Genomic DNA, 25,773 nt, shown 5'->3' with positions numbered 1-25,773 from the left:
CGATATCTCCTGATGGTTGAAACAGCTGTGCAGGCTGGCATAAACCACCTGACAGCGCAAAGGTCGGCCATGATACACCGCCTGACGCTGCTCGCCGAATTTCAGGCCGTTCACATTCGATAGCTGCCGCTGGTCGCCCTGGCGCAAAGTCCTGAAGATTGTACTTTGACAAGCATTCTCATTAACATTAAGCTTCTTCGCATTGAGCCTTTACCAGCGATGGTCTGCCCTATGTATGTGTGTCTTTGTGTTGGTGTAACCGACGGACAGATCCGCGATGCGATCTATGAAGGATGCTGCAGCTACAAGGAAGTCAGAACCGCCACCAACGTGGCGAGCCAGTGTGGCAAATGTGCCTGCCTGGCCAAGCAGGTTGTGCGTGAAACCTTGACCGAACTGCAGGTCAGTCAGGCCGCCTTGCCCTACCCTGTGGAATTTACCGCAGCGTAAAAACAGCTGATTCCAAAAACCGGACCTCGTGTCCGGTTTTTTTATGTCCGTAATTCAATAAGTTAGGGTTCGAACGCGGAACACAAACATTCTTATTCCGATTAATTTTCATTTATTATTCAATAACTTAGGTTTGACAGTCGAAGTTGTGGGGCTCAAACTCTTGCTTATAGGCACACTTATAGGGCAGGACCCCATCATGAAAGGCGACGTTAGCGTCATCCAGCATCTCAACAAGATCCTCGGAAACGAGCTGGTCGCAATCAACCAATACTTCCTGCATGCGCGCATGTATGAAGACTGGGGTCTGGATAAGCTCGGCAAGCACGAGTACAAGGAATCCATCGATGAGATGAAGCACGCTGACAAACTGATCAAGCGTATTCTGTTTCTCGAAGGCATCCCTAACGTCCAGGACCTGGGCAAGTTGCTGATTGGTGAACACACCAAAGAAATGCTCGAATGCGACCTGAAAATCGAGCAGAAAGGTCTGGCCGACCTCAAGGCCGCTATCGCCCACTGTGAAACCGTTGGCGACTTCGGCAGCCGCGAACTGCTTGAAGACATCCTCGAGTCCGAGGAAGAGCACATTGACTGGCTGGAAACCCAGCTGAGCCTGATCGACAAAGTCGGTCTGGAAAACTACCTGCAGTCGCAGATGGGCGAGTAACTTCGCCTAGTCCGCTGCAAATGAAAAAGCCCCGCAATGCGGGGCTTTTTGTTGACCAAACCTGTAATCAGGCCTTGGCCGCCTCAGCCTTGGCTGCGGCTTCCTTGATCAGGGTCTGCAGTTCGCCGTTGGCAAACATTTCAGCCATGATGTCGGAGCCGCCAACCAGCTCACCGGCAACCCACAGCTGTGGGAAGGTCGGCCAGTTGGCATATTTTGGCAGGTTGGCGCGGATTTCCGGGTTCTGCAGGATATCCACGTAAGCGAATTTCTCGCCACAACCCATCACGGCTTGCGCCGCCTTGGCCGAAAAACCGCACTGCGGGGCATTCGGCGAGCCTTTCATGTAAAGCAGAATGGTGTTGTTGGCAATCTGCTCTTTGATTGTTTCAATGATATCCATGAAGCACCTCGCGGCTGAACTTTCCGACCTGGTTGTCGGCACGGTGACGCATTGTATCGGAAAGCCGAGCTTGACGCTCGGCCTTGCCGATATCAGGCGGCAACCACCTGCACCGGCACGCCATTGAGCGCTGCATTGCCTGAGACCGTATCCACGTGACGTTCGTCAGTCAGGTCATTGGCACTGGCGCCAGGCTGACTGCAGGCAATGTCCATGCGCACGCCCGCACGGGCATGACCAAAGCCATGAGGCAGGCTGACCACCCCGGGCATCAGATCGCTGCAGGCCTGCACCTCGACCTCAATGCTGCCGACCCGCGAACTGACCCTGACCCGCTGCCCATCCTGCAACTGCCGCCCTGCCAGGTCATCCGGGTGCATCAACAGTTGATGACGCGGTTTACCCTTCACCAGACGATGATAATTGTGCATCCAGGAATTGTTGCTGCGCACATGTCGGCGACCGATCAACAGCAACTGCCCAGGCTCGGCCGGCTGCTGGGCGGCAAATCGCTGCAAATCGCCGAGAATCTGCGCAGGCGCCGCCTGGATGCGCTGGTTGGCGGTTTTCAGGCGGCCAGCAAGGTTCGGTTGCAGCGGCCCCAGGTCAATGCCGTGAGGGTGCTGAGCCAAGGTCTCTATCGATAGATTGAAGGACGAATGCTCGCCATAAGGTCCGAAGCGCAAGCCACTGTCGATCATCTGCGCCGGAGGCACAGTGGGCTTCAACGGCTTGTCGCTGAGCGCGGCATAGGCCTTGGCCAGGCCCACGAAGATTTCCCAGTCGTGCAGCGCGCCTTCCGGTTTGGGCAGTATCGCCCGGTTGAAGCGGCTGACATTGCGCACCGCCAACAGGTTGAAGGTGGTGTCGTAGTGATCGTTCTCCAGCGCCGAGGTGGACGGCAGGATCAGGTCGGCGTAGCGCGTGGTTTCATTGATGTAGAGATCGATGCTGAGCATGAACTCAAGTCCGTCCAACGCACGCTCCAGCTGGCGGCCGTTGGGCGTGGACAACACCGGGTTGCCGGCCACGGTCACCAGGGCGCGCACCTGCCCTTCCCCTGCGCACAGCATCTCTTCGGCCAGGGCCACCACCGGCAGCTCACCGCCGTATTCCGGCAAGCCTGAGACCCGGCTCTGCCACGCGTTGAAATGCCCGCCTGCAGTGCTCGCAACCAGATCCACCGCCGGCTGCGTACACAAGGCGCCGCCAACCCGGTCAAGGTTACCGCTGACCAGGTTGATCAATTGCACCAGCCAATGACAAAGCGTGCCGAACGCCTGGGTTGAAACGCCCATACGGCCGTAGCACACGGCTTTATCGGCAGCTGCAAAATCACGCGCCAATTGCCGGATGACCCGCGCATCGACGCCGCACAGGGGCGCCATCGACTCGGCAGTGAACGGCGCTATGGCCACCCGCACTTCGTCCAGGCCATCGACCGGCAATGCCGACGCGCGCTCCAGGCCTTCGGCAAACAAGGTGTTGAGCATGGCGCACAACAGCGCAGCATCTGCGCCAGGCCGGATAAACACATGCTGGTCAGCCATGGCCGCGGTTTCACTGCGCCGCGGATCGATCACCACGACTTTGCCACCCCGGGCCTGAATCGCCTTGAGGCGCTTTTCGACATCCGGCACGGTCATGATGCTGCCATTGGACGCCAAGGGGTTGGCGCCGAGGATCAGCATGAAATCGGTATGGTCGATATCCGGAATCGGCAACAACAGGCCATGACCATACATCAGGTAGCTTGTCAGGTGATGCGGCAACTGGTCGACCGAGGTGGCGGAAAACCGATTGCGGGTCTTGAGCAGACCGAGGAAGTAATTGCTGTGAGTCATCAAGCCGTAGTTGTGCACGCTGGGGTTGCCTTGATAGACCGCCACGGCGTTCTGCCCATGGGCCTGCTGGACGGCCCAGAGCTTTTGCGCGGCCAGCGCGAAGGCTTCGTCCCAGCCGATCGCGTGCCAGCTGTCGCCTATCCGCTTGTGCGGCGCGCGCAGCCGGTCAGGGTCATTCTGAATGTCTTGCAGGGCCACGGCTTTGGGGCAGATGTGGCCGCGGCTGAAGCTGTCCTGGAGATCACCCTTGATTGAAGTGATGCGTGGCTCTGCACCAGGCTCCTGAGTGGTTTCAATGGTCAAGCCACAGATGGCTTCACACAGGTGACAGGCACGGTGATGCAAGGTCTTGTTCATGGCCACCTCTTGCGGGTGTCTGCTAATCCGCCTGACTATGGGCCTGAACGTGGGTCACGGCCAGCGAGTTTCGCCGTGTGAATCTCGCGGCATCAGGCACAGCGATTCGCGCGGGTGTTTGCCAAGGCCTCAGCGGGCAGTGTAAAACCCTTGTGTAGCAAACAAAAAAAACGGCCCGCCAAGGGGTTACGACACTGCCAGCACTACAGACAGTGAACGCCCCACTTGGTATGACGCGACATTTAATTATAGTATTGCGTCTTCCCTTATTTCGTCGCCCCGTGCGGCTTTCGCCGCAGGTCACTTCCGTTGTTGCTGAAAACCGGCACTGTTGATCTGCGGTCTGTTGCAAAAAGGTAGTCAAACATGAGCGCTAGGCACTTTCTCTCCCTGATGGATTTCACACCCGACGAACTGCTCAGTGTGATCCGTCGAGGTATCGAGCTGAAGGACCTGCGTAACCGCGGCGTACTGTTCGAACCCCTGAAAAACCGCGTGCTGGGGATGATCTTCGAGAAATCCTCGACCCGTACCCGGCTGTCGTTCGAAGCCGGCATGATCCAGCTCGGCGGCCAGGCCATCTTCCTGTCCCCGCGCGACACCCAACTGGGCCGTGGCGAGCCGATCGGCGACTGCGCCATCGTTATGTCACGCATGCTCGACGCAGTGATGATCCGTACCTTTGCCCATAGCACCCTGACCGAGTTCGCGGCCAATTCCCGCGTACCGGTAATCAATGGTCTATCGGACGACCTGCACCCCTGCCAGTTGCTGGCCGACATGCAAACCTTCCTTGAGCATCGCGGTGCGATCCAGGGCAAGACCGTGGCCTGGATCGGCGACGGCAACAACATGTGCAACAGCTATATAGAAGCGGCGATCCAGTTCGACTTCCAGCTGCGCATCGCCTGCCCGGCCGAATACGAGCCCAACCCGGAGTTTCTGGCCAAGGCCGGTGACCGCGTGCAGATCTTCCGTGAACCCAAGGATGCCGTGCAGAGTGCGCACCTGGTGAGCACCGATGTCTGGACTTCCATGGGTCAGGAAGAGGAAACTGCACGGCGTCTGGCCTTGTTCGCGCCTTACCAGGTAACCCGCGAACTGCTCGACCTGGCAGCACCCGATGCCCTGTTCATGCACTGCCTGCCCGCCCACCGTGGCGAGGAGATCAGTCTCGACCTGCTCGACGACCCACGTTCGGTCGCCTGGGATCAGGCTGAAAACCGTCTGCATGCACAGAAGGCGCTTCTCGAATTTCTTGTTGAACCGGCCTATCACCACGCATGAGTCAACCTTTACTGCTTAACCTGCGCAACCTCGCCTGCGGCTATGGCGAGCAACGCATCGTCCAGAACCTCAACCTGCACCTCAATGCTGGCGACATCGGTTGCCTGCTGGGTTCGTCGGGGTGCGGCAAGACCACCACCTTGCGCGCCATCGCCGGCTTCGAGCCGGTGCATGAGGGTGAGATCCAGCTGGCGGGCGAGGTGATCTCCAAAGCCGGCTTCACCCTGGCACCGGAGAAACGCAGGATCGGCATGGTGTTCCAGGACTATGCACTGTTCCCGCACCTGACGGTCGCCGAGAACATCGCATTCGGCATCGGCAAACACCCGCAGCAGCAACAGGTCGTGGCGGAAATGCTCGAACTGGTCAAACTGGGCGGGCTCGGCAAACGCTACCCGCACGAGCTTTCCGGCGGCCAGCAACAGCGTGTGGCCCTGGCCCGCGCATTGGCCCCCGAGCCACAGCTACTGTTGCTTGACGAACCTTTCTCCAACCTCGACGTGGAATTGCGCCGGCGCCTCAGCCATGAGGTCCGCGACATTCTCAAGAGCCGTGGCACCAGTGCCATTCTGGTCACCCACGACCAGGAAGAAGCCTTTGCCGTCAGCGATCACGTTGGCGTGTTCAAGGAAGGTCGTCTGGAGCAATGGGACACCCCATACAACCTCTATCACGAACCGCTGACGCCCTTCGTCGCCAGCTTCATTGGCCAGGGCTACTTCATTCGTGGCCAGCTGACCAGCCCGGAGTCGGTGCAAACCGAACTGGGCGAGCTGCATGGCAACCGTGCCTATGCATTTACCCCTGGCTCTGCGGTTGATGTGCTGTTGCGTCCCGACGACATCATTCATGCGCCGCACAGTGCCCTCAGGGCGCTGATCACCGGCAAGAGTTTCCTCGGCGCCTCGACCCTCTATCGCCTGCAACTGCCCACCGGTAGCCAGCTTGAAGCGATTTTCCCCAGCCATATCGATCATCAGGTCGGGGCCGAGGTGGGTGTCGAAGTGGCCGCAGACCACCTGGTGCTGTTTGCCGTACCGGGTAGTGTGGCGGCGCAGTTGCCGGTTCCGGAGAACGGTGTCCGACGCTATAGCTCGGCGGTCTGATATCCGCAATCGCGGGGCAAGCCCGCTCCCACCGGTCCATCGCAACCCCGGTGGGAGCGGGCTTGCCCCGCGATGCTTTTTACAGGCTCAACGTACCGCTAGCTACTCGCCGGGCATAACCCCCGATTTTCACCCGCTCCCCCTCCAGCCGACAAAACAGCTCCCCGCCGCGGCTGGAACACTGAAAGGCGTGCAGCTCAGTCTTACCCAGACGCTCAGCCCAATAAGGGATCAGACAGCAGTGGGTCGAACCGGTTACCGGATCTTCAGGGATGCCAATCCCCGGAGCAAAGTAACGCGAGACAAAGTCATGCTTCTCGCCACGCGCCGTGACGATCACGCCCAACCCAGGCAATTGCGCCACTGCGGCCATGTCCGGTGTGCAGTCGCGTACCGCCCGCTCAGACTCCAGCACCACCAACAGTTCCTTGGTCTGCAGCACCTCCAGCACCGGACAGCCTAAAGCTTCTGCAACCAGCAATGGCTGACTTACCGGTTGCGGATCGATGCGTGGAAAGTCCAGCAGCAACCGCCCGTGTTCACGACTCACGCTCAAGGGCCCGGACTGGCTCTGGAACAGCAGGCGCTCGCTAGCCACTTTGTAGACCTCCAGCAGCACATGGGCGCTGGCCAGAGTCGCATGACCACACAAGGGAACTTCAGTAGTAGGGGTGAACCAGCGAATCTGCCACTGCGGACCATCGGCCACCACAAAGGCGGTTTCGGCAAGGTTGTGCTCAGCGGCAATTTGCTGCATCAGCTCATCGCTGAGCCAATCGTCGAGGCGGTAGACCATGGCCGGATTGCCGGCAAAGGGACGCTCACTGAAGGCGTCGACCTGATGAAATTCCAGCTGCATGCGGCGACTCTCTCTGTTCTGGGGCAGTGAGCATGCCCGTAACCAGACAGTGGCTAACAGAGACAGAGTCGGCGGATTTTCAGCATACAGTTGTCAGTCGCGGGCGATGGCGGCGAATGTGGCCTGCGTGTGCTCAGCCAGCACTGCCGCCGCCAGCTCGACTTCCAACCCACGCCGTCCGGCACTGACGAAAATCGTTTCAAAAGATTGTGCTGACTGATCAATAAAAGTGCGCAAGCGCTTCTTCTGGCCCAGCGGACTGATCCCGCCCAACAGGTAGCCGGTGGAACGCTGGGCGGCTGCCGGATCGGCCATTTCGCACTTCTTCACCCCGGCCGCGTGGGCAAGGCCCTTCAGATCGAGACTACCGATCACCGGGACCACCGCCACCAGCAACTCACCCTTTTCACTGCTGGCGAGCAAGGTCTTGAATACCCGCACCGGCTCAAGATTAAGCTTCTCCGCAGCTTCAAGCCCGTAGGACGCCGCTTTGGGATCATGTTCATAACTATGAATGTGATGTTCGGCGCGAAGCTTTTTCAGCAGATCCAGGGCGGGGGTCATGCGGGACTCCAAACAGAAAGTGAATAGCATTTCGCCGGTTACTTTAGGACAAAACGACCTCCTCGAACCACTAACCCTCACCCTCAACCAGCCAATCAGGCGCCGGAACGATTCAGCATCAGCACGTTGCCAATAGTCAGTTTGTGAACACCAGTTCACTTTCGACCTTTGACATAAGCGTTTCTTGTCTATATTTTTTCGATTCTGAATATAGCAATGCACCGAACAGGTGCGTTTTTTTGCCGCCTGCCTGACCGAAATGGGGATTTCTGTCGGGCTTTTGTCGAGCGCTCACTGCGCCTCACAACAACAAAAACCGAGGTAACGAATGACGACAGCTCTGCGACAACCCACCTTATCCAGCCAATGCATGGCCGAATTCCTCGGCACCGCCCTGTTGATTTTTTTCGGTACCGGCTGCGTGGCTGCGCTCAAAGTCGCGGGTGCCAGCTTCGGGCTGTGGGAAATCAGCATCATCTGGGGCGCCGGCGTGAGCATGGCGATCTACCTGACCGCCGGGGTATCCGGCGCTCACCTGAACCCTGCAGTCAGCATCGCCTTGTGGTTGTTCGCCGGATTCGAAAAGCACAAACTGCCGTTCTACATCGTCGCCCAGATCGCCGGGGCCTTCTGTGGCGCCGCGCTGGTCTATACGCTGTACAGCAACCTGTTCTTCGATTACGAACAAACCCACGCCATGGTGCGTGGCAGCCAGGCCAGCCTTGAACTGGCCTCGGTATTCTCCACCTACCCACACCCGGCGCTGTCCACCGGCCAGGCCTTTCTGGTCGAGGTGATCATTACTGCGGTACTGATGGCGGTGATCATGGCCCTGACAGACGACAACAACGGCCTGCCCCGCGGTGCCATGGCGCCGTTGCTGATCGGCCTGCTGATTGCCGTGATCGGCAGCGCCATGGGGCCGCTGACCGGCTTTGCGATGAACCCGGCCCGTGACCTGGGGCCCAAACTGATGACATTCCTCGCCGGATGGGGCGAAGTCGCCTTTACTGGCGGCCGTGACATTCCCTATTTCCTGATTCCGATTTTTGCGCCAATCATAGGAGCGAGCCTTGGTGCCGCCCTGTACCGCGGCGTGATCGCCCGCAACCTGCCGGTTGCCGAGAGCGAGCGCGCGCAGACCGACGCCAACCCTCAGGGCAAGACCCAGGCATCCTGATGCCGAACCGGCGAGCCAGGCTCGCCCTGCCCTGACCACCACCCTATTTAAGTGCAAGGCCAACGACATGACAGACACCCAGAACAAGAACTACATCATTGCCCTTGACCAGGGCACGACCAGTTCGCGGGCTATCATTTTCGACCGCGATGCCAACGTGGTAGGCACCTCGCAGCGTGAATTCGCACAACATTACCCGCAAGCGGGCTGGGTCGAACACGATCCCATGGAAATCTTCGCCACCCAGAGCGCGACCATGGTCGAAGCCCTGGCCCAGGCAGGCCTGAGCCATGACCAGGTGGCCGCCATCGGCATCACCAACCAGCGTGAAACCACCGTGGTCTGGGACAAGGAAACCGGCCGCCCGGTGTACAACGCCATCGTCTGGCAATGCCGCCGCAGCACCGAGATCTGCGAACAGCTCAAACGTGACGGCCTGCAGGAGTACATCCGCGAAACCACCGGCCTGGTCACCGACCCGTACTTCTCCGGCACCAAGCTCAAGTGGATCCTCGACAACGTCGAAGGCGCCCGTGAGCGCGCCGAGCGCGGCGATCTGCTGTTCGGTACTGTCGACAGCTGGCTGATCTGGAAATTCTCCGGCGGCAAGGTACACGTCACCGACTACACCAACGCCTCGCGGACCATGCTCTTCAACATCCATACCCTAGAGTGGGATGAGAAGATGCTTGAGGTGCTGAACATTCCTCGGCAGATGTTGCCCGAAGTGCGTAGCTCTTCTGAAGTCTACGGCCGCACCAAGAGCGGGATTGCCATCGCCGGTATCGCGGGCGACCAGCAAGCGGCGCTGTTCGGGCAGATGTGCGTGGAACCGGGCCAGGCCAAGAACACCTACGGCACCGGTTGCTTCTTGCTGATGAACACCGGCGACAAGGCGGTGAAATCCTCCCACGGCCTGCTCACCACCATTGCCTGCGGTCCGCGTGGCGAAGTGGCCTACGCCCTGGAAGGCGCCGTGTTCAATGGCGGCTCCACCGTGCAATGGCTGCGTGACGAGCTGAAAATCGTCAATGACGCCCATGACACCGAGTACTTCGCCAGCAAGGTCAAGGACAGCAACGGTGTTTACCTGGTGCCGGCTTTCACCGGCCTTGGCGCACCGTACTGGGATCCTTACGCCCGTGGCGCACTGTTTGGTCTGACCCGCGGGGTCAAGGTCGATCACATCATCCGCGCCGCCCTGGAATCGATCGCCTACCAGACCCGCGACGTGCTCGACGCCATGCAACAGGATTGCGGTGAGCGTCTGAGCGAACTGCGCGTGGACGGTGGCGCGGTGGCCAACAACTTCCTCATGCAGTTCCAGGCCGACATCCTCGGCACCTGTGTCGAACGCCCGCAAATGCGCGAAACCACAGCCCTCGGCGCCGCCTACCTGGCGGGTCTGGCGTGCGGCTTCTGGAGTGGTCTGGATGAACTGCGCGGCAAGGCGATCATCGAGCGCGAGTTCAGCCCGCAGCTGGATGAAGCAGCCAAAGAGAAGCTGTATGCCGGTTGGCTGAAAGCAGTGGACCGTACGCGCGATTGGGAACCGCACGAAGAGTAAAACATCGCGGGGCAAGCCCGCTCCCACAGGGGATCATCAACACCCGGTGGGAGCGGGCTTGCCCCGCGATCGCTTTGGTTGACTGGCCGCCAGCCAATTCCTCCGGCATCATGGCGCAATTTGCCCGGCAGCCCAAAAGGACCGCCCATGAATCTGCCCCCTCGCCAACAACAAATCCTCGAACTGGTCCGCGAACGCGGCTATGTCAGTATCGAAGAAATGGCGCAGCTGTTCGTCGTCACCCCGCAAACCATCCGCCGCGATATCAATCAGCTTGCCGAAGTCAATCTGCTGCGCCGCTACCACGGCGGTGCCGCCTATGACTCCAGTATCGAGAACACCGCCTACGCCATGCGCGCCGATCAGATGCGCGATGAAAAGCAGCGAATCGCCGAGGCCATCGCCGCACAGATTCCCGACCACGCCTCGCTGTTCATCAACATCGGTACCACCACCGAATCCATCGCCCGCGCCCTGCTCAATCACAACCACCTGAAGATCATCACCAACAACCTGCATGTGGCTTCGATCCTCAGCGCCAAGGATGACTTCGAAGTGCTGCTGGCCGGTGGCAACGTACGCCGTGACGGCGGCGTGGTGGGCCAGGCCAGTGTCGATTTCATCAACCAGTTCAAGGTCGATTTCGCCCTGGTCGGCATCAGCGGCATCGACGAAGACGGCAGTCTGCTGGATTTCGACTATCAGGAAGTGCGGGTGTCCCAGGCGATCATCGCCAATGCCCGCCAGGTGATCCTCGCCGCCGACTCCAGCAAGTTCGGACGCAACGCCATGGTGCGTCTGGGTTCCATCAGCCTGATCGATTGCCTGGTCACCGACCAGGCACCGGTGCCTGCACTCACCCAATTGCTCAACCAGTACAAGATTCGCCTGGAAGTGGTCTGAGGCGGCAACAGCTGCCACCGCAACGGTGGCAGCGAAAATGTTCGTTATTTTTCATTTAATTATCATCCGATCAGTATTTTCTATTGAAAGCGGCTGGCAGGCAGCATTCTGTTGCGCTAGTATTTTCGAAAGTGAACATAAATGTTCAAAATCGATGTTAGAAAGTCTTTGAGGAAGCCGCCCGTGCCGCAATCCAGCTTGTCATCGCCCGCCCTGGCCGATATCTATGACCTCGCCGTAATCGGCGGCGGCATCAACGGTGTGGGAATAGCCGCCGATGCGGCAGGACGCGGTCTGTCGGTGTTCCTCTGCGAAAAAGACGACCTCGCCAGCCACACCTCCTCGGCCAGCAGCAAACTGATCCACGGCGGCCTGCGTTATCTGGAGCACTACGAATTCCGTCTGGTGCGCGAAGCCCTGGCCGAGCGTGAAGTTCTCCTGGCGAAGGCTCCGCACATCGTCAAACCAATGCGTTTCGTCCTCCCGCACCGCCCGCACCTGCGCCCGGCCTGGATGATCCGTGCCGGCCTGTTCCTTTACGATCACCTGGGCAAACGCAAGCAGCTCGGCGCCTCGCGCAGCCTGCGTTTCGGTCCGGGCAACCCGCTCAAAGCAGCGATCACCCGCGGTTTCGAATATGCCGATTGCGCCGTGGACGACGCCCGCCTGGTGGTCCTCAACGCCATGGCTGCGCGCGAGCACGGGGCAGACATCCGCACGCGTACACGTTGTGTCAGCGCACAACGTGTCGATGGCGTATGGAACGTACAGCTGGAACACGCTGACGGTAGCCAACAGTCGATCAAGGCCCGCGCCCTGGTCAATGCGGCCGGCCCCTGGGTGGCCAGATTCATCCAGGATGACCTCAAGCTCGACGCCCCTTACGGCATTCGCCTGATTCAGGGCAGCCACCTGATCGTGCCGAAACTGTACGACGGCGAGCATGCCTACATCCTGCAGAACGAAGACCAGCGGATCGTGTTCGCCATTCCGTACCTGGAGCGCTTCACCCTGATCGGCACCACCGACCGCGAATACACCGGCGACCCGGCCAAGGTCACGATCACTGAAGGCGAAACCGACTACCTGCTCAAAGTGGTCAACGAGCACTTCAACCATCAGCTCAGCCGCGCCGACATCCTTCACACCTACGCCGGTGTGCGCCCGCTGTGCAATGACGAATCCGATAACCCATCGGCGGTGACCCGCGACTACACCCTGGCGCTCTCTGCTGGCACCGACGAAGCACCGCTGTTGTCGGTATTCGGCGGCAAGCTGACCACCTACCGCAAACTGGCCGAGTCGGCCATGACCCAGCTCGCCCCGTTCTTCACCCAGATGCGCGGTAGCTGGACGGCCAGCGCAACACTGCCGGGCGGCGAAGACATGACCACCCCGCAAGCCCTGGCCGACGCCATCCTGGCCCGTTGCGGCTGGCTGCCGGCAGCAATCGCCAAGCGCTGGGCCCTCACTTATGGCAGCCGCGTCTGGCGCCTGCTCGAAGGTGTACAAGGCCCCGCGGACCTGGGCGATGCCATTGGTGGCGGCCTGTTCACCCGCGAAGTGGATTACCTGTGCAGCGAAGAGTGGGCAGTCAGCGCCGATGACATCCTCTGGCGCCGCACCAAGCTCGGGCTGTTTACCTCGGCAGCAGAACACTCTGCACTTAAGGAATATCTGCAAAAAGTCGAGCTGAACCGGCTACGCGTCCAGGCGGCCTGAAGCCCTTATACACGGGGCGGCCATGGCAGATGAAGGCGCCGCTTTCACCACGCCCTCGTCTGTCACTGGCTCGCTGCGGCGGCGCTACTGGATTGGCCAACGCGCATAAGCCTGATGGGTCAACTCCAGGTAAAGATCGCGCTCAGCAGCGTTGGCTTGACTCAACAAGATTTTGCAATGCTGCAGATAGGTCTCCTCGTTGATATCCCCCGCCTCGCATTGCTCTAGATAATCCGCCAACGGTGCTTGGTACGAGTCGAACAGCGCCGTAAAACGGTTGGGGTAACTGGTGCGCAGGTGCTTCTGCCAGAAGTCGCGAACGGCCAACGCCGCTGCAAGGCTTTCGTTGGATTCGGCCTGCAATACAGCAACCCGGGCAATATTCAGGTCTTGCGCGGTTACGCCACTGTAGGCTTCGTAATGCATGCTGCTCGGCTGCCCTGGCAATCCAAGAGTATGCGCCAGCCTAAGGCGGTAGGTGAGATAGACCTCAACGTCGTCAATTGCGTGCCTGCCACTGGCGCGCATCTCCCGAAGCCGCTGGGCGGCAATCAGATCGACCTGATCAAGACGAAACAACGAACGGCCCAACTGCATCAACGGCACTTCGCTTTGCGCCAGAGACAGCCCTGCCGTCTGTTGATGAATGATCACCCGGACCTGCATCTGACTGACGATCAGTAGCAACCGGTCCTCGCAAGCGCCCCTGCCACCCGCCAGAAGGAACAGTTGCTCGCGTACCTCACTGTTCTCGTAGCAGGCATCGATGACCTGCCACATACGCATCCTGTGGTAGATCGGGTGCCGTTGGAAATCCGGAGATTGAGCAAAATCGCGAAGAAAACGAAAAAAATCCGTCGATCTCGTGACTTTGTTAAGAGCGCGCCAGCGGGCCTCTCTCTGGGTTCTCAGCGCGCCGTACGCGCCGACCAGCCAGCGCTCACGCTCGGCCTCCTGAACCAGTTGATGGCGGTAGGGCAAGCTATGGTTGCCCCCCGAACCGGACACGCTGGATGACGTCGACACGTCGCTGAGAAACTGCTCACTGGCCTCGTCCAGTGGATTGTCATGCAGGGCCACACGTTCGGCCCGTAGCCGCAGTCCATGAAGCTCCTGGTTTAGCTGTCGCAGTTGATTTTCCCGCATGTCGGTAAGGCCCCGCCAAGGCAGTTGCTGAACCCTTGCCGGAAACTGCGTCAGGCCGGTAGCGCGCAATCCCAGCTCGCGCAAGTGCACCAGTCCATTCACATCAGGTGCCGTACCCAGTGGATTCTGCCCAAGGTCGAGCTGTTCCAGGTTGGTCAGAGCCCTCAGACGCAGGTTGGCGGCCGAGGTCATGACGATCTGGTTATTGTTCAAACGCAATCGCCTTAATGCGCTCAACTGCTCAATGCCCTGAGGCAGGGTCGAAAGCTGGTTGTCCCGCAGATCAAGCGAGAGCAGCCTGGGAAAGCGCGGCAGAAAATCAGCATCAAGCTGCGAAAGGTTCATATTGCGCAGCTTGAGTTGGGTCACATGGCCGAAATCCACGTCATCCGGAAGCCTGGGCAGACTGCCGACCCGCTCCCCTTCGATTTCCAACGAGTAACTGCCATCCTCCAGCATCTCGGTTTTGCGCCGCCAGCATCGACGCAATCTGTCAGTTACTCGCTGGCGCCTGAGCAGATCGAGGACACCGTTGCGCTCCTCCCGCCATCGGCGCAGCACTATACGCAGGCGCGCCAACTGGCCATGCAGTTGATGGACATGCTCCCACAGGGCGACCCCGCGCTCGTCAAGCTCCACCAGATAGCGGTTCAGCTGAGTGTCGTCCAGCGTTGGGAACACCTGCCGGATAGCGCGCCTGATCGCCACACGGCTACTTGCCCCGCGACCACTGAGCGGATAGCCAAGTCGTCCGTCGCCAAAGCGCACCGGAGGGCGCACACCACCACCAACCGGCGCCTGACCGATTAATCGCGACGCCACTTCACGGTGACTACCGGCCTGCTTCGCTAATACTCTACTCAACCCTTGCTCGCTGAGCAGCGGATCGCCGAGTAGCAACTTCTGCCCTGCGTCCAGGCACAACAACAAGGCGCCTGCCAGGCTGTCGGTGTGTGCAGCCATGGGGAGCAGCCGCCCGGAGGCATCATAGGTGGCGTAGCCCTGCTGCCCCCTGACAACGCACATGACGTGTTCGGCCTCTTGCGTACCCGCCTGCGCCTGCAACGCGCCAGCAACACTGTCAGCTCGCAGCTCGACCTTGATCGACTCGGGCCAGGGTGCCAGGTGTTCGATTAGGCCCAATGCCAACTTTTCAGTGTCGGTATTGACCGCCTGGCGTTGATGCAAACCTGCACACGCGCGATCCAGGCGCGCGTCGCGAATGTACCAACGAGCCCTTTCAGCCAGCATCAACGGAACCCGACCGGTTTCGAGCATCTGTTCAAGCTGATGACTGTCAATCTGCTCGACGACTTCCTCGGCACCGCGTATCGACAGGCCCGGAAAATCTCGCCGTAGCACGGCAACCGTGGACTGCTCCATTGCCTGACGGGATGCTACCAGCTCGTCAAACGCTTCCCCTCGTAGCTCAGGGAACTGCTGATGCAACCGGTAACACTCCACAGCATCCTGCAACCGTGCAGGCGCCCGCGCGTTTTCCAGATGCAGACGGCGCAGCCGGGGTTCGTCGAAGCCGGTGCTATGCAGAACGCTCTGCGCCTCCCCTTCTGTGATATCGGCCAGATTGGCGCCCAGCCTTCGCAGCAACTGCATAGCGCCTGTCCACTCCTGCGGCTGTTCCAGTACATGGCGCCAGCCGCCAGCGCCGTTATGTTCAAGCAGCGGCCCGACATCGCTTCGGCGCGGATGGCGAATACGCAAAGTGCCGTTGAGCTCACTGCCTTGCACCTGGTAAGTCCCTTCATGCAGACGTAAATGTTGCCGACCTTCGCGCTGAGTCTGTTGTCCGACTGTCAACCCGGCATCCTTGACGCGGTAGGTCGTGATCTGTTCAGTGCAGAGCTTCATCTGACCGCCATCGGTGTAGATCGGCGAAAGTCCATCGACGAAGGGCAACCGCTCAAGCAACCTGCCCGCAGCAGAAGCACCCGCCCCTGTAGCAGCGCCTAGAAGCACATTTTCGGCAACGCCAAACAGGTGCGCCAATGCGGCCTTGCGATCACCCAACTGCCAATCCTGATAGCCCTCGTACACTTCATTGGCGACCTGCAAGACTGCAACACCGAGCATGACCTGGCCAAGCCCGGGCACCAGCAACCCTGCCAGGTTCAGCAAGGTCAGCCCCAGGTTCTCGTACCCTTGCAGTCGTTGACGCCGCGACTCGGCATCTTCATCTCCGGTGGGAACCGCCATTACCCTGGCATCGTCGAGCATCTTTTCGATGCGTAATCGACGTAAATAGGCAAACAACGGTTGATCGATGGCGAAATTACGCCCATCGAGCTCCAGAGATGAATGGACGTCGTTAGAAGCAAGCAGCCCGTTCAACGTACTGAAAAAGGAAACGCGGTCCCGCTCACTGATGAATCGGGCAAAAAAGGCCGCATAGCCCGGGTCGCGAAGGCGCCCGCCTAACGCCTGGTAGAGGGCCGCCCATGAGGTATACGCCTGCAGCGGTTGCTGCGGGTCATCAGGCACCCACGCGATGATGCCTTGTACCGACGCAGAATCGCCCGGCGGGTATATCTCCACCACGACGACACCATTGATGCGGGCGCCCAACAGAAACAGCTGACGGCACTTCAACACGGCCGCCGTGGCAGGCACAACCGGTTTGCCAGCGATGACCGGCAGCATCAGCAGGTAGCTACGGGAGTCGATTTCACCCTTGAGCGCCGCCAACCGAACCGCGACCTCCAGCTGCGAACGCTGGACTTCTTCGAGCATGGCCTCAATGCGCTGGCGTGCCTGCCCCGGCGTACTATCGGGCACATCTGCCGGCAACAGCCGCTCACGCAGGACAGCCTGGTACTTACCCCCCAGATCCAATTGACGGCAGAGTCGGGCAAAGTCCTCAAAAGCAATAGACAAAGGCTTGCGTGAAGCATCAAGCAGTGTCACCTGAGTGAACGCACGCGGCCGGGTCTCTTCATCGGTAAAGTTGTGCAATGCCGCTGCCAGCAGGCGTTGCGACGATGTACGGGTGTAGGGGGTTACAGGCGCAGAGGCGATCACCGGTGGCGGGAACACCTTTTCTACGACACGTACCCGACTTGTACGCACATTGGTGGTCAGCCGATGGCTGCGGTGCAAGGCCGCTCTCAGCAGGGGGGCGGCGAAGTCGTCCAGCGCAGGAATAGTGCTCAACAGTTCCTGCACTTGCTGCTCGCTTGCCTGCTGCTTGCCCAAGGCGCGATGCAGGGCATGCAGTTGATCGCTCGTGGCGCTGCTGAGCCAGCCAGGCAGGCACCTGGCGATAAGTGCATCAACGGAGTCGGCAGGTATCAGTTTTGCGGTCATGGTGCGTGCTCATTGTCGAGAAAGCCCCAGAACACCATGCCAGACCCGCTGCGAAGCGGTAATTACGTCAAGCGCTGACCTATGTCCATCGACCACTCGGATTTCCGAACGCCAAACCAGCACTCATTCGGGTATCCGTACGCAGTCAGCGCTACTGCAAGCGTCAAAAAACTTTAATCCCCAGTCTTTTCACGGCGTTATGATCAAAGTCAGGGCTTGGCACGACTCATGCTCTACACTCAGTACCCGAATGCGCAACGCTTCATTGCAGTGTTCGCTGAACGAAAGAGCCGGCCAACGGCTCCATAAAAAAAACAACGTCGAGGAAATTTTGATGCGTATCGTTCCCCACCTGTTGGGCGCAGCCATCACGGCCGCTTTGATCAGCATGCCAGTCACCGCCGCAGAGTTGACCGGCACCCTGAAGAAAATCAAGGACTCGGGCACCATTACCCTGGGGCACCGCGACGCTTCCATCCCGTTCTCCTACATCGCCGACGCTTCGGGTAAACCCGTCGGTTACTCCCATGACATCCAGCTGGCCATCGTCGAGTCCCTGAAAAAGGACCTGGACGTGCCGAACCTGAACGTCAAATACAACCTGGTCACCTCCCAGACCCGTATCCCGCTGGTACAGAACGGCACCGTTGACGTCGAGTGTGGCTCGACCACCAACAACGTCGAGCGCCAGCAGCAAGTGGCTTTCTCGGTCGGTATCTTTGAAGTGGGTACCCGTCTGCTGACCAAGGCAGCAGACGGCAAGCCGGAGAACGCCAAGTACAAGGACTTCCCTGACCTGGCTGGCAAGAACGTGGTGACCACCGCCGGTACCACTTCCGAGCGCATCCTCAAGTCGATGAACGCCGACAAGCAGATGAAGATGAACGTCATCTCGGCCAAGGACCACGGCGAATCCTTCCAGATGCTCGAATCCGGTCGCGCCGTGGCCTTCATGATGGACGACGCGCTGCTCGCCGGTGAAATGGCCAAGGCCAAGGATCCGAAAGGCTGGGCAATCGTCGGCACCCCACAGTCCTATGAAATCTACGGCTGCATGGTCCGTAAAGATGACCCAGCGTTCAAGGCAGCCGTCGACAAGGCCATCGTGGCCCTCTACAAGTCGGGCGAGATCAACAAGATCTACGACAAGTGGTTCAATCAGCCAGTCCCGCCTAAGGGCTTGAACCTGAACTTCCCGATGAGCGAAGAGCTCAAGGCGCTGATCGCCAATCCTACCGACAAAGCTGCAGACGAAAAGAAGTCCTGATCCCCAGCTAGTTAGTGTCTAACCTTTCATCCGAGGGCGCCTTGCGCCCTTGGATGCTCGAAGGTGCCCGTGAAAAAACTGATCTGAGGGGAAATCCCGATGAATTACAACTGGGACTGGGGCGTATTCTTCAAGTCCACTGGCGTTGGCAGCGAAACCTATCTGGACTGGTACATCACCGGCCTGGGCTGGACCATCGCCATTGCTGTCGCCGCCTGGATCATCGCGCTGCTACTGGGCTCCGTGCTCGGTGTCATGCGTACTGTCCCGAACCGCGTGGTATCGGGAATCGCCACGTGCTACGTGGAACTCTTTCGTAACGTACCGCTGCTGGTGCAGCTGTTCATCTGGTACTTCCTGGTGCCAGACCTGCTGCCTGAAGGCTTGCAGGAATGGTTCAAACAGGACTTGAATCCGACCACCTCGGCACTGATCAGTGTGGTCATCTGCCTGGGACTGTTCACCGCCGCGCGTGTCTGCGAACAAGTACGCACCGGCATCCAGGCGCTGCCGCGCGGCCAGGAAGCCGCTGCCCGCGCCATGGGCTTCAGCCTGCCGCAGATCTACTGGAACGTGCTGCTGCCGCAAGCCTACCGGATCATCATTCCGCCGCTTACGTCGGAATTTTTGAACGTGTTCAAGAACTCCTCGGTGGCCTCGCTGATCGGCCTGATGGAGCTGTTGGCGCAAACCAAACAGACCGCCGAGTTCTCGGCCAACCTGTTTGAGGCCTTCACCCTGGCGACGCTGATCTACTTCACCTTGAACATGGGCCTGATGTTGCTGATGCGTATGATCGAGAAGAAAGTCGCTGTTCCCGGCCTGATCTCCGTGGGGGGCAAATAATGGACTTCAGTGGAATCATTCCCGCCCTGCCCGGCCTGTGGAACGGCATGCTGATGACCCTGCAACTGATGGTCATGGGGGTTGTCGGCGGTATCGTGCTGGGCACCATCCTGGCCCTGATGCGGCTATCGTCGAACAAGCTGCTGGCAAACATCGCTGGCGTTTACGTCAACTACTTCCGTTCCATCCCGCTGCTGCTGGTGATCACCTGGTTCTACCTGGCAGTACCCTTTGTACTGCGCTGGATCACCGGCGAAGACACTCCGATCGGCGCCTTCACCTCCTGCGTCGTGGCCTTCATGATGTTCGAGGCGGCGTACTTCTGCGAAATCGTCCGTGCTGGCGTGCAGTCGATCTCCAAGGGCCAGATGGGTGCTGCCCAGGCACTGGGCATGAGCTACGGCCAGACCATGCGCCTGATCATCCTGCCGCAGGCGTTTCGCAAGATGACCCCGCTGCTGCTGCAGCAGAGCATCATCCTGTTCCAGGACACCTCGCTGGTCTACACCGTCGGCCTGGTCGACTTCCTCAACTCGGCACGGGCCAGTGGCGACATCATCGGACGCTCCAACGAGTTCCTGGTGTTCGCTGGCGCTGTGTACTTCGTCATCAGCTTCTCCGCTTCCTTCCTGGTCAAGCGTCTGCAGAAAAGGATAACCGTATGATTTCCATCAAGAACGTCAACAAGTGGTACGGCGACTTCCAGGTTCTGACCGACTGCAACACCGAGGTCAAGAAAGGTGAAGTGGTGGTGGTCTGCGGCCCGTCCGGTTCGGGCAAGTCGACCCTGATCAAATGCGTCAACGCCCTGGAGCCTTTCCAGAAGGGTGACATCATCGTCGACGGCACCTCGATCGCCGACCCCAAGACCAACCTGCCCAAGCTGCGTTCGCGGGTCGGCATGGTGTTCCAGCATTTCGAGTTGTTCCCGCACCTGACCATCACCGAAAACCTGACCATTGCCCAGCGCAAGGTCCTCGGTCGTAGCGAAGCCGAAGCGACCAAGAAGGGCCTGGCCCTGCTTGAGCGCGTGGGTCTGAGCAGCCAGGCGAAGAAACACCCCGGGCAACTCTCCGGTGGTCAACAGCAGCGTGTAGCGATTGCCCGGGCCCTGGCCATGGACCCCATCGTCATGCTGTTCGACGAGCCGACTTCGGCGCTGGACCCGGAAATGGTCAGCGAAGTACTCGACGTGATGGTCCAGCTGGCCCACGAAGGCATGACCATGATGTGCGTGACCCATGAAATGGGCTTTGCACGCAAGGTCGCCAACCGGGTGATCTTCATGGACAAGGGCAACATCATCGAGGACTGCACCAAAGAGGAATTCTTCGGTGACCAGAGTGCGCGTGATGAGCGCACCCAGCACTTCCTCAGCAAAATCCTGCAACACTGAGGTGATGATCAGCACCCTTTGTCCGGTGTACGCCGGGCAGAGGGTGCTGGTCGTACCAAGGCCACTGTGATGAAATGCGATCCCACGCTCTTTCGCCCAGCCAAGCCTGCCCTTGCCGTGAAACCCCGTTTGATCCGCCAACTGCTGATTCCCCCCCTGATCATCCTGCTGATGATCGGCCTGGGTGTGGCTGGCTTCATGATCAGCGAACACAACGGCATCCGCACCTTGAGCGAATCCGGCGAGCGCCAGCTTGAGCTGCACGCGCGCGGCGTCGAGAGTGAAATCAGCAAATACACCTACCTGCCCAGCCTGCTGGAACTGGAAAACAGTGTCTCCAGCCTGCTGACCGAACCCGACGGTGAACATCGCCAGACGGTCAACGAATACCTCGAAGGCCTGAACCGGCGCAGCCGCAGCCGGGCGATTTTCGTCCTCGATACCACCGGCCGGGTCCAGGCCACCAGCAACTGGCGCGATGTCGACAGCTTCCTCGGTGAAGACCTGTCGTTCCGCGCCTATTTCCAGCACGCCGTACGCGGTCAGCCGGGACGCTTCTATGGCATCGGCAGTACCACCGGCGAGCCCGGCTACTACCTGGCCCATGGCCTGGAAGAACACGGCAAGATCATTGGCGTGGCAGTGATCAAGGTGCGCCTGGAGAACATGGAAGAACGCTGGCAACGGGCTCGCCTGGAAGCTTTCGTCAGCGACGAGAACGGCATCATCATCCTCTCCAGCGATCCGGCGCGGCGGCTCAAGTCGGTGCGCCCGTTGACCCCGGAAATAAAGGAACGCCTGGCCCGCAGCCTGCAGTACTACTGGTGGCCGCTCAATGAGCTGCAGCCCTTGTCGCGGGAAAAGCTCGCCGACGGTATCGAAAAACTCAGCTTCCCGGCCAATGCCGAACTGGGCGATGGCCGCCGCGAAGTCGCCTACCTGGCCCAGACCCGACGCCTGAGCGACACACCGTGGCATTTCACTCTGCTTACACCCCTGCAGGACCTGCGCCGCGAGTCGATCATCCAGGGCGTCCTGGTCGCAGTAGCCTTCGCCCTGCTGACAATTGTGCTGATTGCCTGGAACGAGCGGCGCAAGGTCATCGCCACGCGCCTGGCCGCCCGTGAGGCACTTGAAGAGGCCAACAGCCAGCTGGAGCGCAAGATCACCGAGCGTACTGCCGACTTGCGGGCCAGCAACGATCGCCTCAAAGGCCAGATTCGTGAGCGCCGACAAGCCGAGCAGACCCTGCGCCATGCCCAGGACGAACTGGTCCAGGCCGGAAAACTCGCGGCCATCGGCCAGATGTCGACCAGCATCGCCCATGAGCTGAACCAGCCACTGGCGGCGCTGCGCACGCTGTCGGGTAACACCGTGCGCTTTCTTGAGCGCGGCGCTCTGGAAACCGCCAGCACCAACCTGCGCACCATGAACGACCTGATCGATCGCATGGGCCGGATCACCGCGAGCCTGCGCTCCTTTGCCCGACGCGGTGACGACAGCGGCCAGGCCTCGCTGGCCAAGGCGGTGGATGCCAGCCTGCAAGTGCTGAGCAACCGTATCGCTGGCTGCCACCTGAAACTCAACAACCAGTTCGACGACCAGCAACTGGCCATCGATCAGACCCGCCTGGAACAGATCCTGGTCAACCTGATCGGTAACGCCCTCGACGCCATGGCCGCACAACCGCTGCCCGAGCTGTGGCTGGAAGGCGAGCGGCAAGGCGACAAGTATCGCCTGCGGGTGCGCGACAATGGCCATGGCATCGACGATGAAGCCCGCAAGCACCTGTTCGAACCGTTTTTCACCACCAAGCCGGGAGAGCATGGCCTGGGCCTGGGCCTGACCCTGTCCGCCAGCCTCGCCGCCGCTGCCAAGGGCAGCCTGAGTGTCGAACACCCCGCCAGTGGCGGCACGGCGTTCGTCCTCGCCCTGCCCCTGGTCAATGCCCCTACAGAATCTGCCGAGTCCCTATGAACCAAGCGCCCCTTACCGTCCTGATCGTCGAAGACGACCCGCATGTGCTGCTCGGCTGCCAGCAGGCCCTGGCGCTGGAAGACATCGCCTGTGAAGGTGTTGGCAGCGCCGAAGAAGCCCTGCAACGCATCGGTGATGATTTCGCCGGGATCGTGGTCAGCGACATTCGGCTGCCCGGCATCGATGGCCTGGAACTGCTGAGCCGGCTCAAGGCGCGCGACAGCAGCCTGCCGGTGGTGCTGATCACTGGCCACGGCGATATCGACATGGCCGTCGGCGCCATGCGCAACGGCGCCTACGACTTCATGGAAAAACCCTTCGCCCCGGAACGCCTGGTCGAAGTGGTGCGCCGCGCCCTGGAACAACGCGGGCTATCGCGAGAGGTGTTCGCCTTGCGCCGGCAACTGGCCGAGCAAAGCACCCTGGAAGGCCGGATCATCGGCCGTTCGCCGGCCATGCAGAACCTGCGTGAACTGATTGCCAACGTCGCCGACACTTCGGCCAACGTCCTGATCGAAGGCGAGACCGGTACCGGCAAAGAGCTGGTCGCCCGTTGCTTGCACGACTTCAGCCGCCGGCAGAGCCAGCCCTTTGTCGCCCTGAACTGCGGTGGCCTGCCTGAAAACCTGTTCGAAAGCGAAATCTTCGGCCACGAGGCCAACGCCTTTACCGGCGCGGGCAAGCGCCGCATCGGCAAGATCGAGCACGCCAATGGCGGCACGCTGTTCCTCGACGAAGTCGAAAGCATGCCGATCAACCTGCAGATCAAGCTGCTGCGCGTGTTGCAGGAGCGCACCCTCGAGCGCCTGGGCTCGAACCAGAGCATTGCCGTGGATTGCCGGGTGATCGCCGCGACCAAGTCAGATCTCGACGCACTCGGTCAGAGCGGGCAGTTCCGTAGCGACCTGTACTACCGCCTCAACGTGGTCACCCTGGAGCTGCCGCCGCTGCGCGAGCGTCGTGAAGACATCCTGCAACTGTTCGAACACTTCCTGCAGCTGTCGTCATTGCGCTTCGACCGTGAAGTGCCGCAACTGGACAGCCAGACCCTGTCGCGCCTGATGGCCCACGACTGGCCAGGCAACGTGCGTGAACTGCGCAACGTGGCCGAGCGCTATGCCCTGGGCCTGCCGGCCTTCAAGAAGGCTGGCGCCAGTGCCAACCAGGGTCTGGGTTTTGCCGAAGCGGTCGAGGCCTTCGAACGCAACCTGCTCAGCGATGCCTTGCAGCGTACCGGCGGCAACCTCAGCCAGGCCAGCCAGGAGCTGGGCATGGCCAAGACCACGCTGTTCGACAAAGTGAAGAAATATGGCCTGGGTTGACCGGCCGACAACACGAGAAAGCATGTGGACCTGATACTCAAAGCCTGCCTGGGCGCGGCGGTAGTGGTGATCCTTGCCGCTCTGGCGAAAACCCGTAACTACTACATCGCCGGCCTGGTCCCGCTGTTTCCGACCTTCGCCCTGATTGCCCACTACATCGTCGGTAAAGGCCGCTCACTGGAGGACCTGAAGACCACCATCCTGTTCGGCATGTGGTCGATCATTCCCTATTTCGTCTACCTGGCGGCCTTGTATGTACTGGTCGACCGCCTGCGCCTGGAGCTGTCGTTGGCGCTGGCGGCAGTGGCGTGGCTGGTGGCAGCGACGGTGCTGGTCAGTGTCTGGGTGCGCTTGCATTGAACCCGATCGCGGGGCAAGCCCGCTCCCACTGGGTTACCACTGAGCCGGTGGGAGCGGGCTTGCCCCGCGATCAATACACCGCCAGATGGGTATCTGCCAGGCGTTGGGTTTTCAGATAAGGCAGCACCGCCGCCAGCAAAGGCACCTTGAACTGCTCCTGAAAGCGATGGGCCAGCCCCGGAATCAGCTTCAACTGGCTACCCTGGATGTGCGCCGCCAGGTGTACACCATGCATCACCGGCAACAGCGGATCGGCAGTGCCATGCACCACCAGCGTCGGTAGGCGCAGGCTGTTGAGCAACTCGACCCGGCTCGGCTCGGCGAGAATGGCCATGATCTGGCGCTCGACGCCTTGCGGATTAAAAGCCCGGTCGTAGGATTGCGCAGCTTGCTGTAACAGCGCCTGACGGTCGTCCTCGACCTGCGGACTGCCCAGGGCTGCCAGCAGGTCAGCCTGCTGCTCCAGGGCCGCTTCACGGTTCGGGGCCTCGCGCCGTGCCAGCAACTGCACCAACGCTGGGCTAGGTGTCGGCAGCCCCTGGGCGCCGGAGCTGGACATGATCAAGGTCAGGCTTTCGACCCGTTCCGGGGCCACTGCCGCCATATGCTGGGCAATCATGCCGCCCATGCTGACGCCGAGGACATGGAAGCGTTCGACGTGCAGGGCATCCATCAGTCCCAGGCCATCTTCAGCCATATCATTGAGACTATAGGGTGCGGCCACCGACAGTCCGAGCTTGTAACGCAGCACCTGGTAGGTCAGGTTGGCGCTAGCCGGTGCCTGAAGCCAGCGGGTCAGGCCGACGTCGCGGTTGTCATAGCGAATGACCCGAAAGCCTTGTTGGCACAAGGCAACCACCACTTCATCGGGCCAATGGATCAACTGGCCACCGAGGCCCATGACCAATAACAGAGCCGGGTCCGAGTCACGACCGATGCTCTGGTACGCCACGCTCAACGAAGCGATCTCGGCGTGCTCGGTGGGCACGTCGACGTCGCAGCGCGACGCCGCAAAGGAAGGTAAGGCGCTGATCAGCGCCAGAACAAACAAAAACGCCCGCATGAAGGAAACACCAGATTGAAAATCCCCAGTAGAACGGGAGTCTGATGACTTTCATGCGAGCGCGCTGCCACAAAACCGTGACCGTTTGATGACACGCGCTGAGCGGTAAGCGCCATGCTGCTCGATCATGGCGTCCACTGGCTGCACCTTTGCTCAGGACACC

21 protein-coding genes are annotated in these 25,773 nt (G+C 60.3%); 15 read left to right on the top strand and 6 right to left on the bottom strand.

Features of this window, described 5'->3' with window-relative positions:
- Positions 1 to 231 precede the first annotated feature (231 nt).
- Both NPS47_RS13720 and bfr read left to right on the top strand, forming a co-directional pair.
- Entirely contained in the window at positions 232 to 450 is a 219-nt protein-coding gene (locus NPS47_RS13720) for a bacterioferritin-associated ferredoxin (protein WP_115085622.1), read from the top strand.
- Between the two features lie 199 nt (positions 451 to 649).
- Positions 650 to 1,120, top strand: a complete 471-nt coding sequence (bfr, locus tag NPS47_RS13715; RefSeq protein ID WP_157191402.1) for a bacterioferritin — start codon at positions 650 to 652, stop codon at positions 1,118 to 1,120.
- A gap of 67 nt (positions 1,121 to 1,187) precedes the next feature.
- Here the strand turns inward: bfr and grxD are convergent, their stop codons facing one another.
- The gene (grxD, locus tag NPS47_RS13710; RefSeq protein ID WP_028943477.1) at positions 1,188 to 1,523 is read right to left on the bottom strand and encodes a Grx4 family monothiol glutaredoxin; all 336 of its coding nucleotides are present in this window, start codon (positions 1,521 to 1,523) and stop codon (positions 1,188 to 1,190) included.
- Between the two features lie 92 nt (positions 1,524 to 1,615).
- Positions 1,616 to 3,724, bottom strand: a complete 2,109-nt coding sequence (locus tag NPS47_RS13705) for a molybdopterin oxidoreductase family protein (protein ID WP_274295446.1) — start codon at positions 3,722 to 3,724, stop codon at positions 1,616 to 1,618.
- 366 nt (positions 3,725 to 4,090) lie between these two features.
- Here NPS47_RS13705 and argF point away from each other — a divergent pair, with 366 nt between their 5' ends.
- Positions 4,091 to 5,011, top strand: coding sequence for an ornithine carbamoyltransferase (argF, locus tag NPS47_RS13700; RefSeq protein WP_274295445.1), 921 nt, complete (start codon positions 4,091 to 4,093; stop codon positions 5,009 to 5,011).
- A complete protein-coding gene (locus NPS47_RS13695) occupies positions 5,008 to 6,117 on the top strand; it encodes an ABC transporter ATP-binding protein (protein ID WP_274295444.1) in 1,110 nt (369 codons plus the stop codon). Before argF ends, NPS47_RS13695 begins: the two co-directional genes overlap by 4 nt.
- Before the next feature lie 79 nt (positions 6,118 to 6,196).
- Here NPS47_RS13695 and NPS47_RS13690 read toward each other — a convergent pair whose 3' ends face one another.
- A complete protein-coding gene (locus tag NPS47_RS13690; protein WP_274295443.1) occupies positions 6,197 to 6,976 on the bottom strand; it encodes a PhzF family phenazine biosynthesis protein in 780 nt (259 codons plus the stop codon).
- A gap of 93 nt (positions 6,977 to 7,069) precedes the next feature.
- Positions 7,070 to 7,540 (bottom strand): Cys-tRNA(Pro) deacylase, encoded by a 471-nt coding sequence (gene ybaK, locus NPS47_RS13685; RefSeq protein WP_191830896.1) that lies wholly within the window; start codon positions 7,538 to 7,540, stop codon positions 7,070 to 7,072.
- Between the two features lie 328 nt (positions 7,541 to 7,868).
- On the opposite strand from ybaK, the gene NPS47_RS13680 reads away from it, so the two are divergent.
- The 4 genes from NPS47_RS13680 to glpD all read left to right on the top strand — a co-directional run bounded on the left by NPS47_RS13680 (position 7,869) and on the right by glpD (position 12,912).
- Entirely contained in the window at positions 7,869 to 8,720 is an 852-nt protein-coding gene (locus NPS47_RS13680; protein WP_274295442.1) for an MIP/aquaporin family protein, read from the top strand.
- Positions 8,721 to 8,787: 67 nt separating this feature from the next.
- Positions 8,788 to 10,287 (top strand): glycerol kinase GlpK, encoded by a 1,500-nt coding sequence (gene glpK, locus NPS47_RS13675; RefSeq protein WP_274295441.1) that lies wholly within the window; start codon positions 8,788 to 8,790, stop codon positions 10,285 to 10,287.
- A 147-nt stretch (positions 10,288 to 10,434) separates the two neighbouring features.
- On the top strand, positions 10,435 to 11,190 hold the full coding sequence (locus NPS47_RS13670; RefSeq protein ID WP_010221027.1) for a DeoR/GlpR family transcriptional regulator: 756 nt from the start codon (positions 10,435 to 10,437) through the stop codon (positions 11,188 to 11,190).
- 141 nt (positions 11,191 to 11,331) lie between these two features.
- Complete coding sequence (glpD, locus tag NPS47_RS13665) at positions 11,332 to 12,912, top strand: glycerol-3-phosphate dehydrogenase (RefSeq protein ID WP_425313512.1); 1,581 nt, start codon at positions 11,332 to 11,334, stop codon at positions 12,910 to 12,912.
- An 84-nt stretch (positions 12,913 to 12,996) separates the two neighbouring features.
- Here the strand turns inward: glpD and NPS47_RS13660 are convergent, their stop codons facing one another.
- Positions 12,997 to 17,379: an NEL-type E3 ubiquitin ligase domain-containing protein gene (locus NPS47_RS13660; protein WP_274295439.1), complete on the bottom strand. Its 4,383-nt coding sequence runs from the start codon at positions 17,377 to 17,379 to the stop codon at positions 12,997 to 12,999.
- Positions 17,380 to 17,713: 334 nt separating this feature from the next.
- Here NPS47_RS13660 and NPS47_RS13655 point away from each other — a divergent pair, with 334 nt between their 5' ends.
- From NPS47_RS13655 to NPS47_RS13625, 7 genes are all read left to right on the top strand, one after another.
- A complete protein-coding gene (locus tag NPS47_RS13655) occupies positions 17,714 to 18,646 on the top strand; it encodes a glutamate/aspartate ABC transporter substrate-binding protein (RefSeq protein WP_274295438.1) in 933 nt (310 codons plus the stop codon).
- 99 nt (positions 18,647 to 18,745) lie between these two features.
- Positions 18,746 to 19,492 (top strand): amino acid ABC transporter permease, encoded by a 747-nt coding sequence (locus NPS47_RS13650; protein ID WP_274295437.1) that lies wholly within the window; start codon positions 18,746 to 18,748, stop codon positions 19,490 to 19,492.
- A complete protein-coding gene (locus NPS47_RS13645) occupies positions 19,489 to 20,157 on the top strand; it encodes an amino acid ABC transporter permease (RefSeq protein WP_274295512.1) in 669 nt (222 codons plus the stop codon). The genes NPS47_RS13650 and NPS47_RS13645 overlap by 4 nt, the downstream gene beginning before the upstream one ends.
- Positions 20,154 to 20,888, top strand: a complete 735-nt coding sequence (locus tag NPS47_RS13640; protein ID WP_274295436.1) for an amino acid ABC transporter ATP-binding protein — start codon at positions 20,154 to 20,156, stop codon at positions 20,886 to 20,888. Before NPS47_RS13645 ends, NPS47_RS13640 begins: the two co-directional genes overlap by 4 nt.
- A gap of 69 nt (positions 20,889 to 20,957) precedes the next feature.
- Positions 20,958 to 22,865 (top strand): sensor histidine kinase, encoded by a 1,908-nt coding sequence (locus NPS47_RS13635; RefSeq protein ID WP_274295435.1) that lies wholly within the window; start codon positions 20,958 to 20,960, stop codon positions 22,863 to 22,865.
- Complete coding sequence (locus NPS47_RS13630) at positions 22,862 to 24,187, top strand: sigma-54-dependent transcriptional regulator (protein ID WP_038607729.1); 1,326 nt, start codon at positions 22,862 to 22,864, stop codon at positions 24,185 to 24,187. The genes NPS47_RS13635 and NPS47_RS13630 overlap by 4 nt, the downstream gene beginning before the upstream one ends.
- Before the next feature lie 33 nt (positions 24,188 to 24,220).
- Complete coding sequence (locus NPS47_RS13625; RefSeq protein WP_274295511.1) at positions 24,221 to 24,547, top strand: GlpM family protein; 327 nt, start codon at positions 24,221 to 24,223, stop codon at positions 24,545 to 24,547.
- Positions 24,548 to 24,617: 70 nt separating this feature from the next.
- On the opposite strand, the gene NPS47_RS13620 is transcribed toward NPS47_RS13625, so the two are convergent.
- The gene (locus NPS47_RS13620) at positions 24,618 to 25,610 is read right to left on the bottom strand and encodes an alpha/beta fold hydrolase (RefSeq protein WP_274295434.1); all 993 of its coding nucleotides are present in this window, start codon (positions 25,608 to 25,610) and stop codon (positions 24,618 to 24,620) included.
- Positions 25,611 to 25,773: the final 163 nt, after the last annotated feature.

The sequence above is a fragment of the Pseudomonas putida genome (genome assembly GCF_028682475.1).
GTDB classification, from domain to species: Bacteria; Pseudomonadota; Gammaproteobacteria; order Pseudomonadales; family Pseudomonadaceae; genus Aquipseudomonas; species Aquipseudomonas putida_AG.
The sequence above is the reverse complement of the archived record's forward strand: the minus strand, read 5'-3'. Positions and strand labels throughout refer to the sequence as shown.

Excerpts from the sequence above, each read along its gene's own strand:
- NPS47_RS13660 (WP_274295439.1), bottom strand. The coding sequence starts at position 17,379 with ATGACCGCAAAACTGATACCTGCCGACTCCGTTGATGCACTTATCGCC.
- bfr (WP_157191402.1), top strand. The coding sequence starts at position 650 with ATGAAAGGCGACGTTAGCGTCATCCAGCATCTCAACAAGATCCTCGGA.
- grxD (WP_028943477.1), bottom strand. The coding sequence starts at position 1,523 with ATGGATATCATTGAAACAATCAAAGAGCAGATTGCCAACAACACCATT.
- NPS47_RS13690 (WP_274295443.1), bottom strand. The coding sequence starts at position 6,976 with ATGCAGCTGGAATTTCATCAGGTCGACGCCTTCAGTGAGCGTCCCTTT.
- glpK (WP_274295441.1), top strand. The coding sequence starts at position 8,788 with ATGACAGACACCCAGAACAAGAACTACATCATTGCCCTTGACCAGGGC.
- NPS47_RS13655 (WP_274295438.1), top strand. The coding sequence starts at position 17,714 with ATGCGTATCGTTCCCCACCTGTTGGGCGCAGCCATCACGGCCGCTTTG.
- NPS47_RS13630 (WP_038607729.1), top strand. The coding sequence starts at position 22,862 with ATGAACCAAGCGCCCCTTACCGTCCTGATCGTCGAAGACGACCCGCAT.
- NPS47_RS13695 (WP_274295444.1), top strand. The coding sequence starts at position 5,008 with ATGAGTCAACCTTTACTGCTTAACCTGCGCAACCTCGCCTGCGGCTAT.
- NPS47_RS13720 (WP_115085622.1), top strand. The coding sequence starts at position 232 with ATGTATGTGTGTCTTTGTGTTGGTGTAACCGACGGACAGATCCGCGAT.
- NPS47_RS13705 (WP_274295446.1), bottom strand. The coding sequence starts at position 3,724 with ATGAACAAGACCTTGCATCACCGTGCCTGTCACCTGTGTGAAGCCATC.
- glpD (WP_425313512.1), top strand. The coding sequence starts at position 11,332 with ATGTTCAAAATCGATGTTAGAAAGTCTTTGAGGAAGCCGCCCGTGCCG.
- argF (WP_274295445.1), top strand. The coding sequence starts at position 4,091 with ATGAGCGCTAGGCACTTTCTCTCCCTGATGGATTTCACACCCGACGAA.
- NPS47_RS13635 (WP_274295435.1), top strand. The coding sequence starts at position 20,958 with ATGAAATGCGATCCCACGCTCTTTCGCCCAGCCAAGCCTGCCCTTGCC.
- ybaK (WP_191830896.1), bottom strand. The coding sequence starts at position 7,540 with ATGACCCCCGCCCTGGATCTGCTGAAAAAGCTTCGCGCCGAACATCAC.
- NPS47_RS13670 (WP_010221027.1), top strand. The coding sequence starts at position 10,435 with ATGAATCTGCCCCCTCGCCAACAACAAATCCTCGAACTGGTCCGCGAA.
- NPS47_RS13640 (WP_274295436.1), top strand. The coding sequence starts at position 20,154 with ATGATTTCCATCAAGAACGTCAACAAGTGGTACGGCGACTTCCAGGTT.
- NPS47_RS13620 (WP_274295434.1), bottom strand. The coding sequence starts at position 25,610 with ATGCGGGCGTTTTTGTTTGTTCTGGCGCTGATCAGCGCCTTACCTTCC.
- NPS47_RS13650 (WP_274295437.1), top strand. The coding sequence starts at position 18,746 with ATGAATTACAACTGGGACTGGGGCGTATTCTTCAAGTCCACTGGCGTT.
- NPS47_RS13680 (WP_274295442.1), top strand. The coding sequence starts at position 7,869 with ATGACGACAGCTCTGCGACAACCCACCTTATCCAGCCAATGCATGGCC.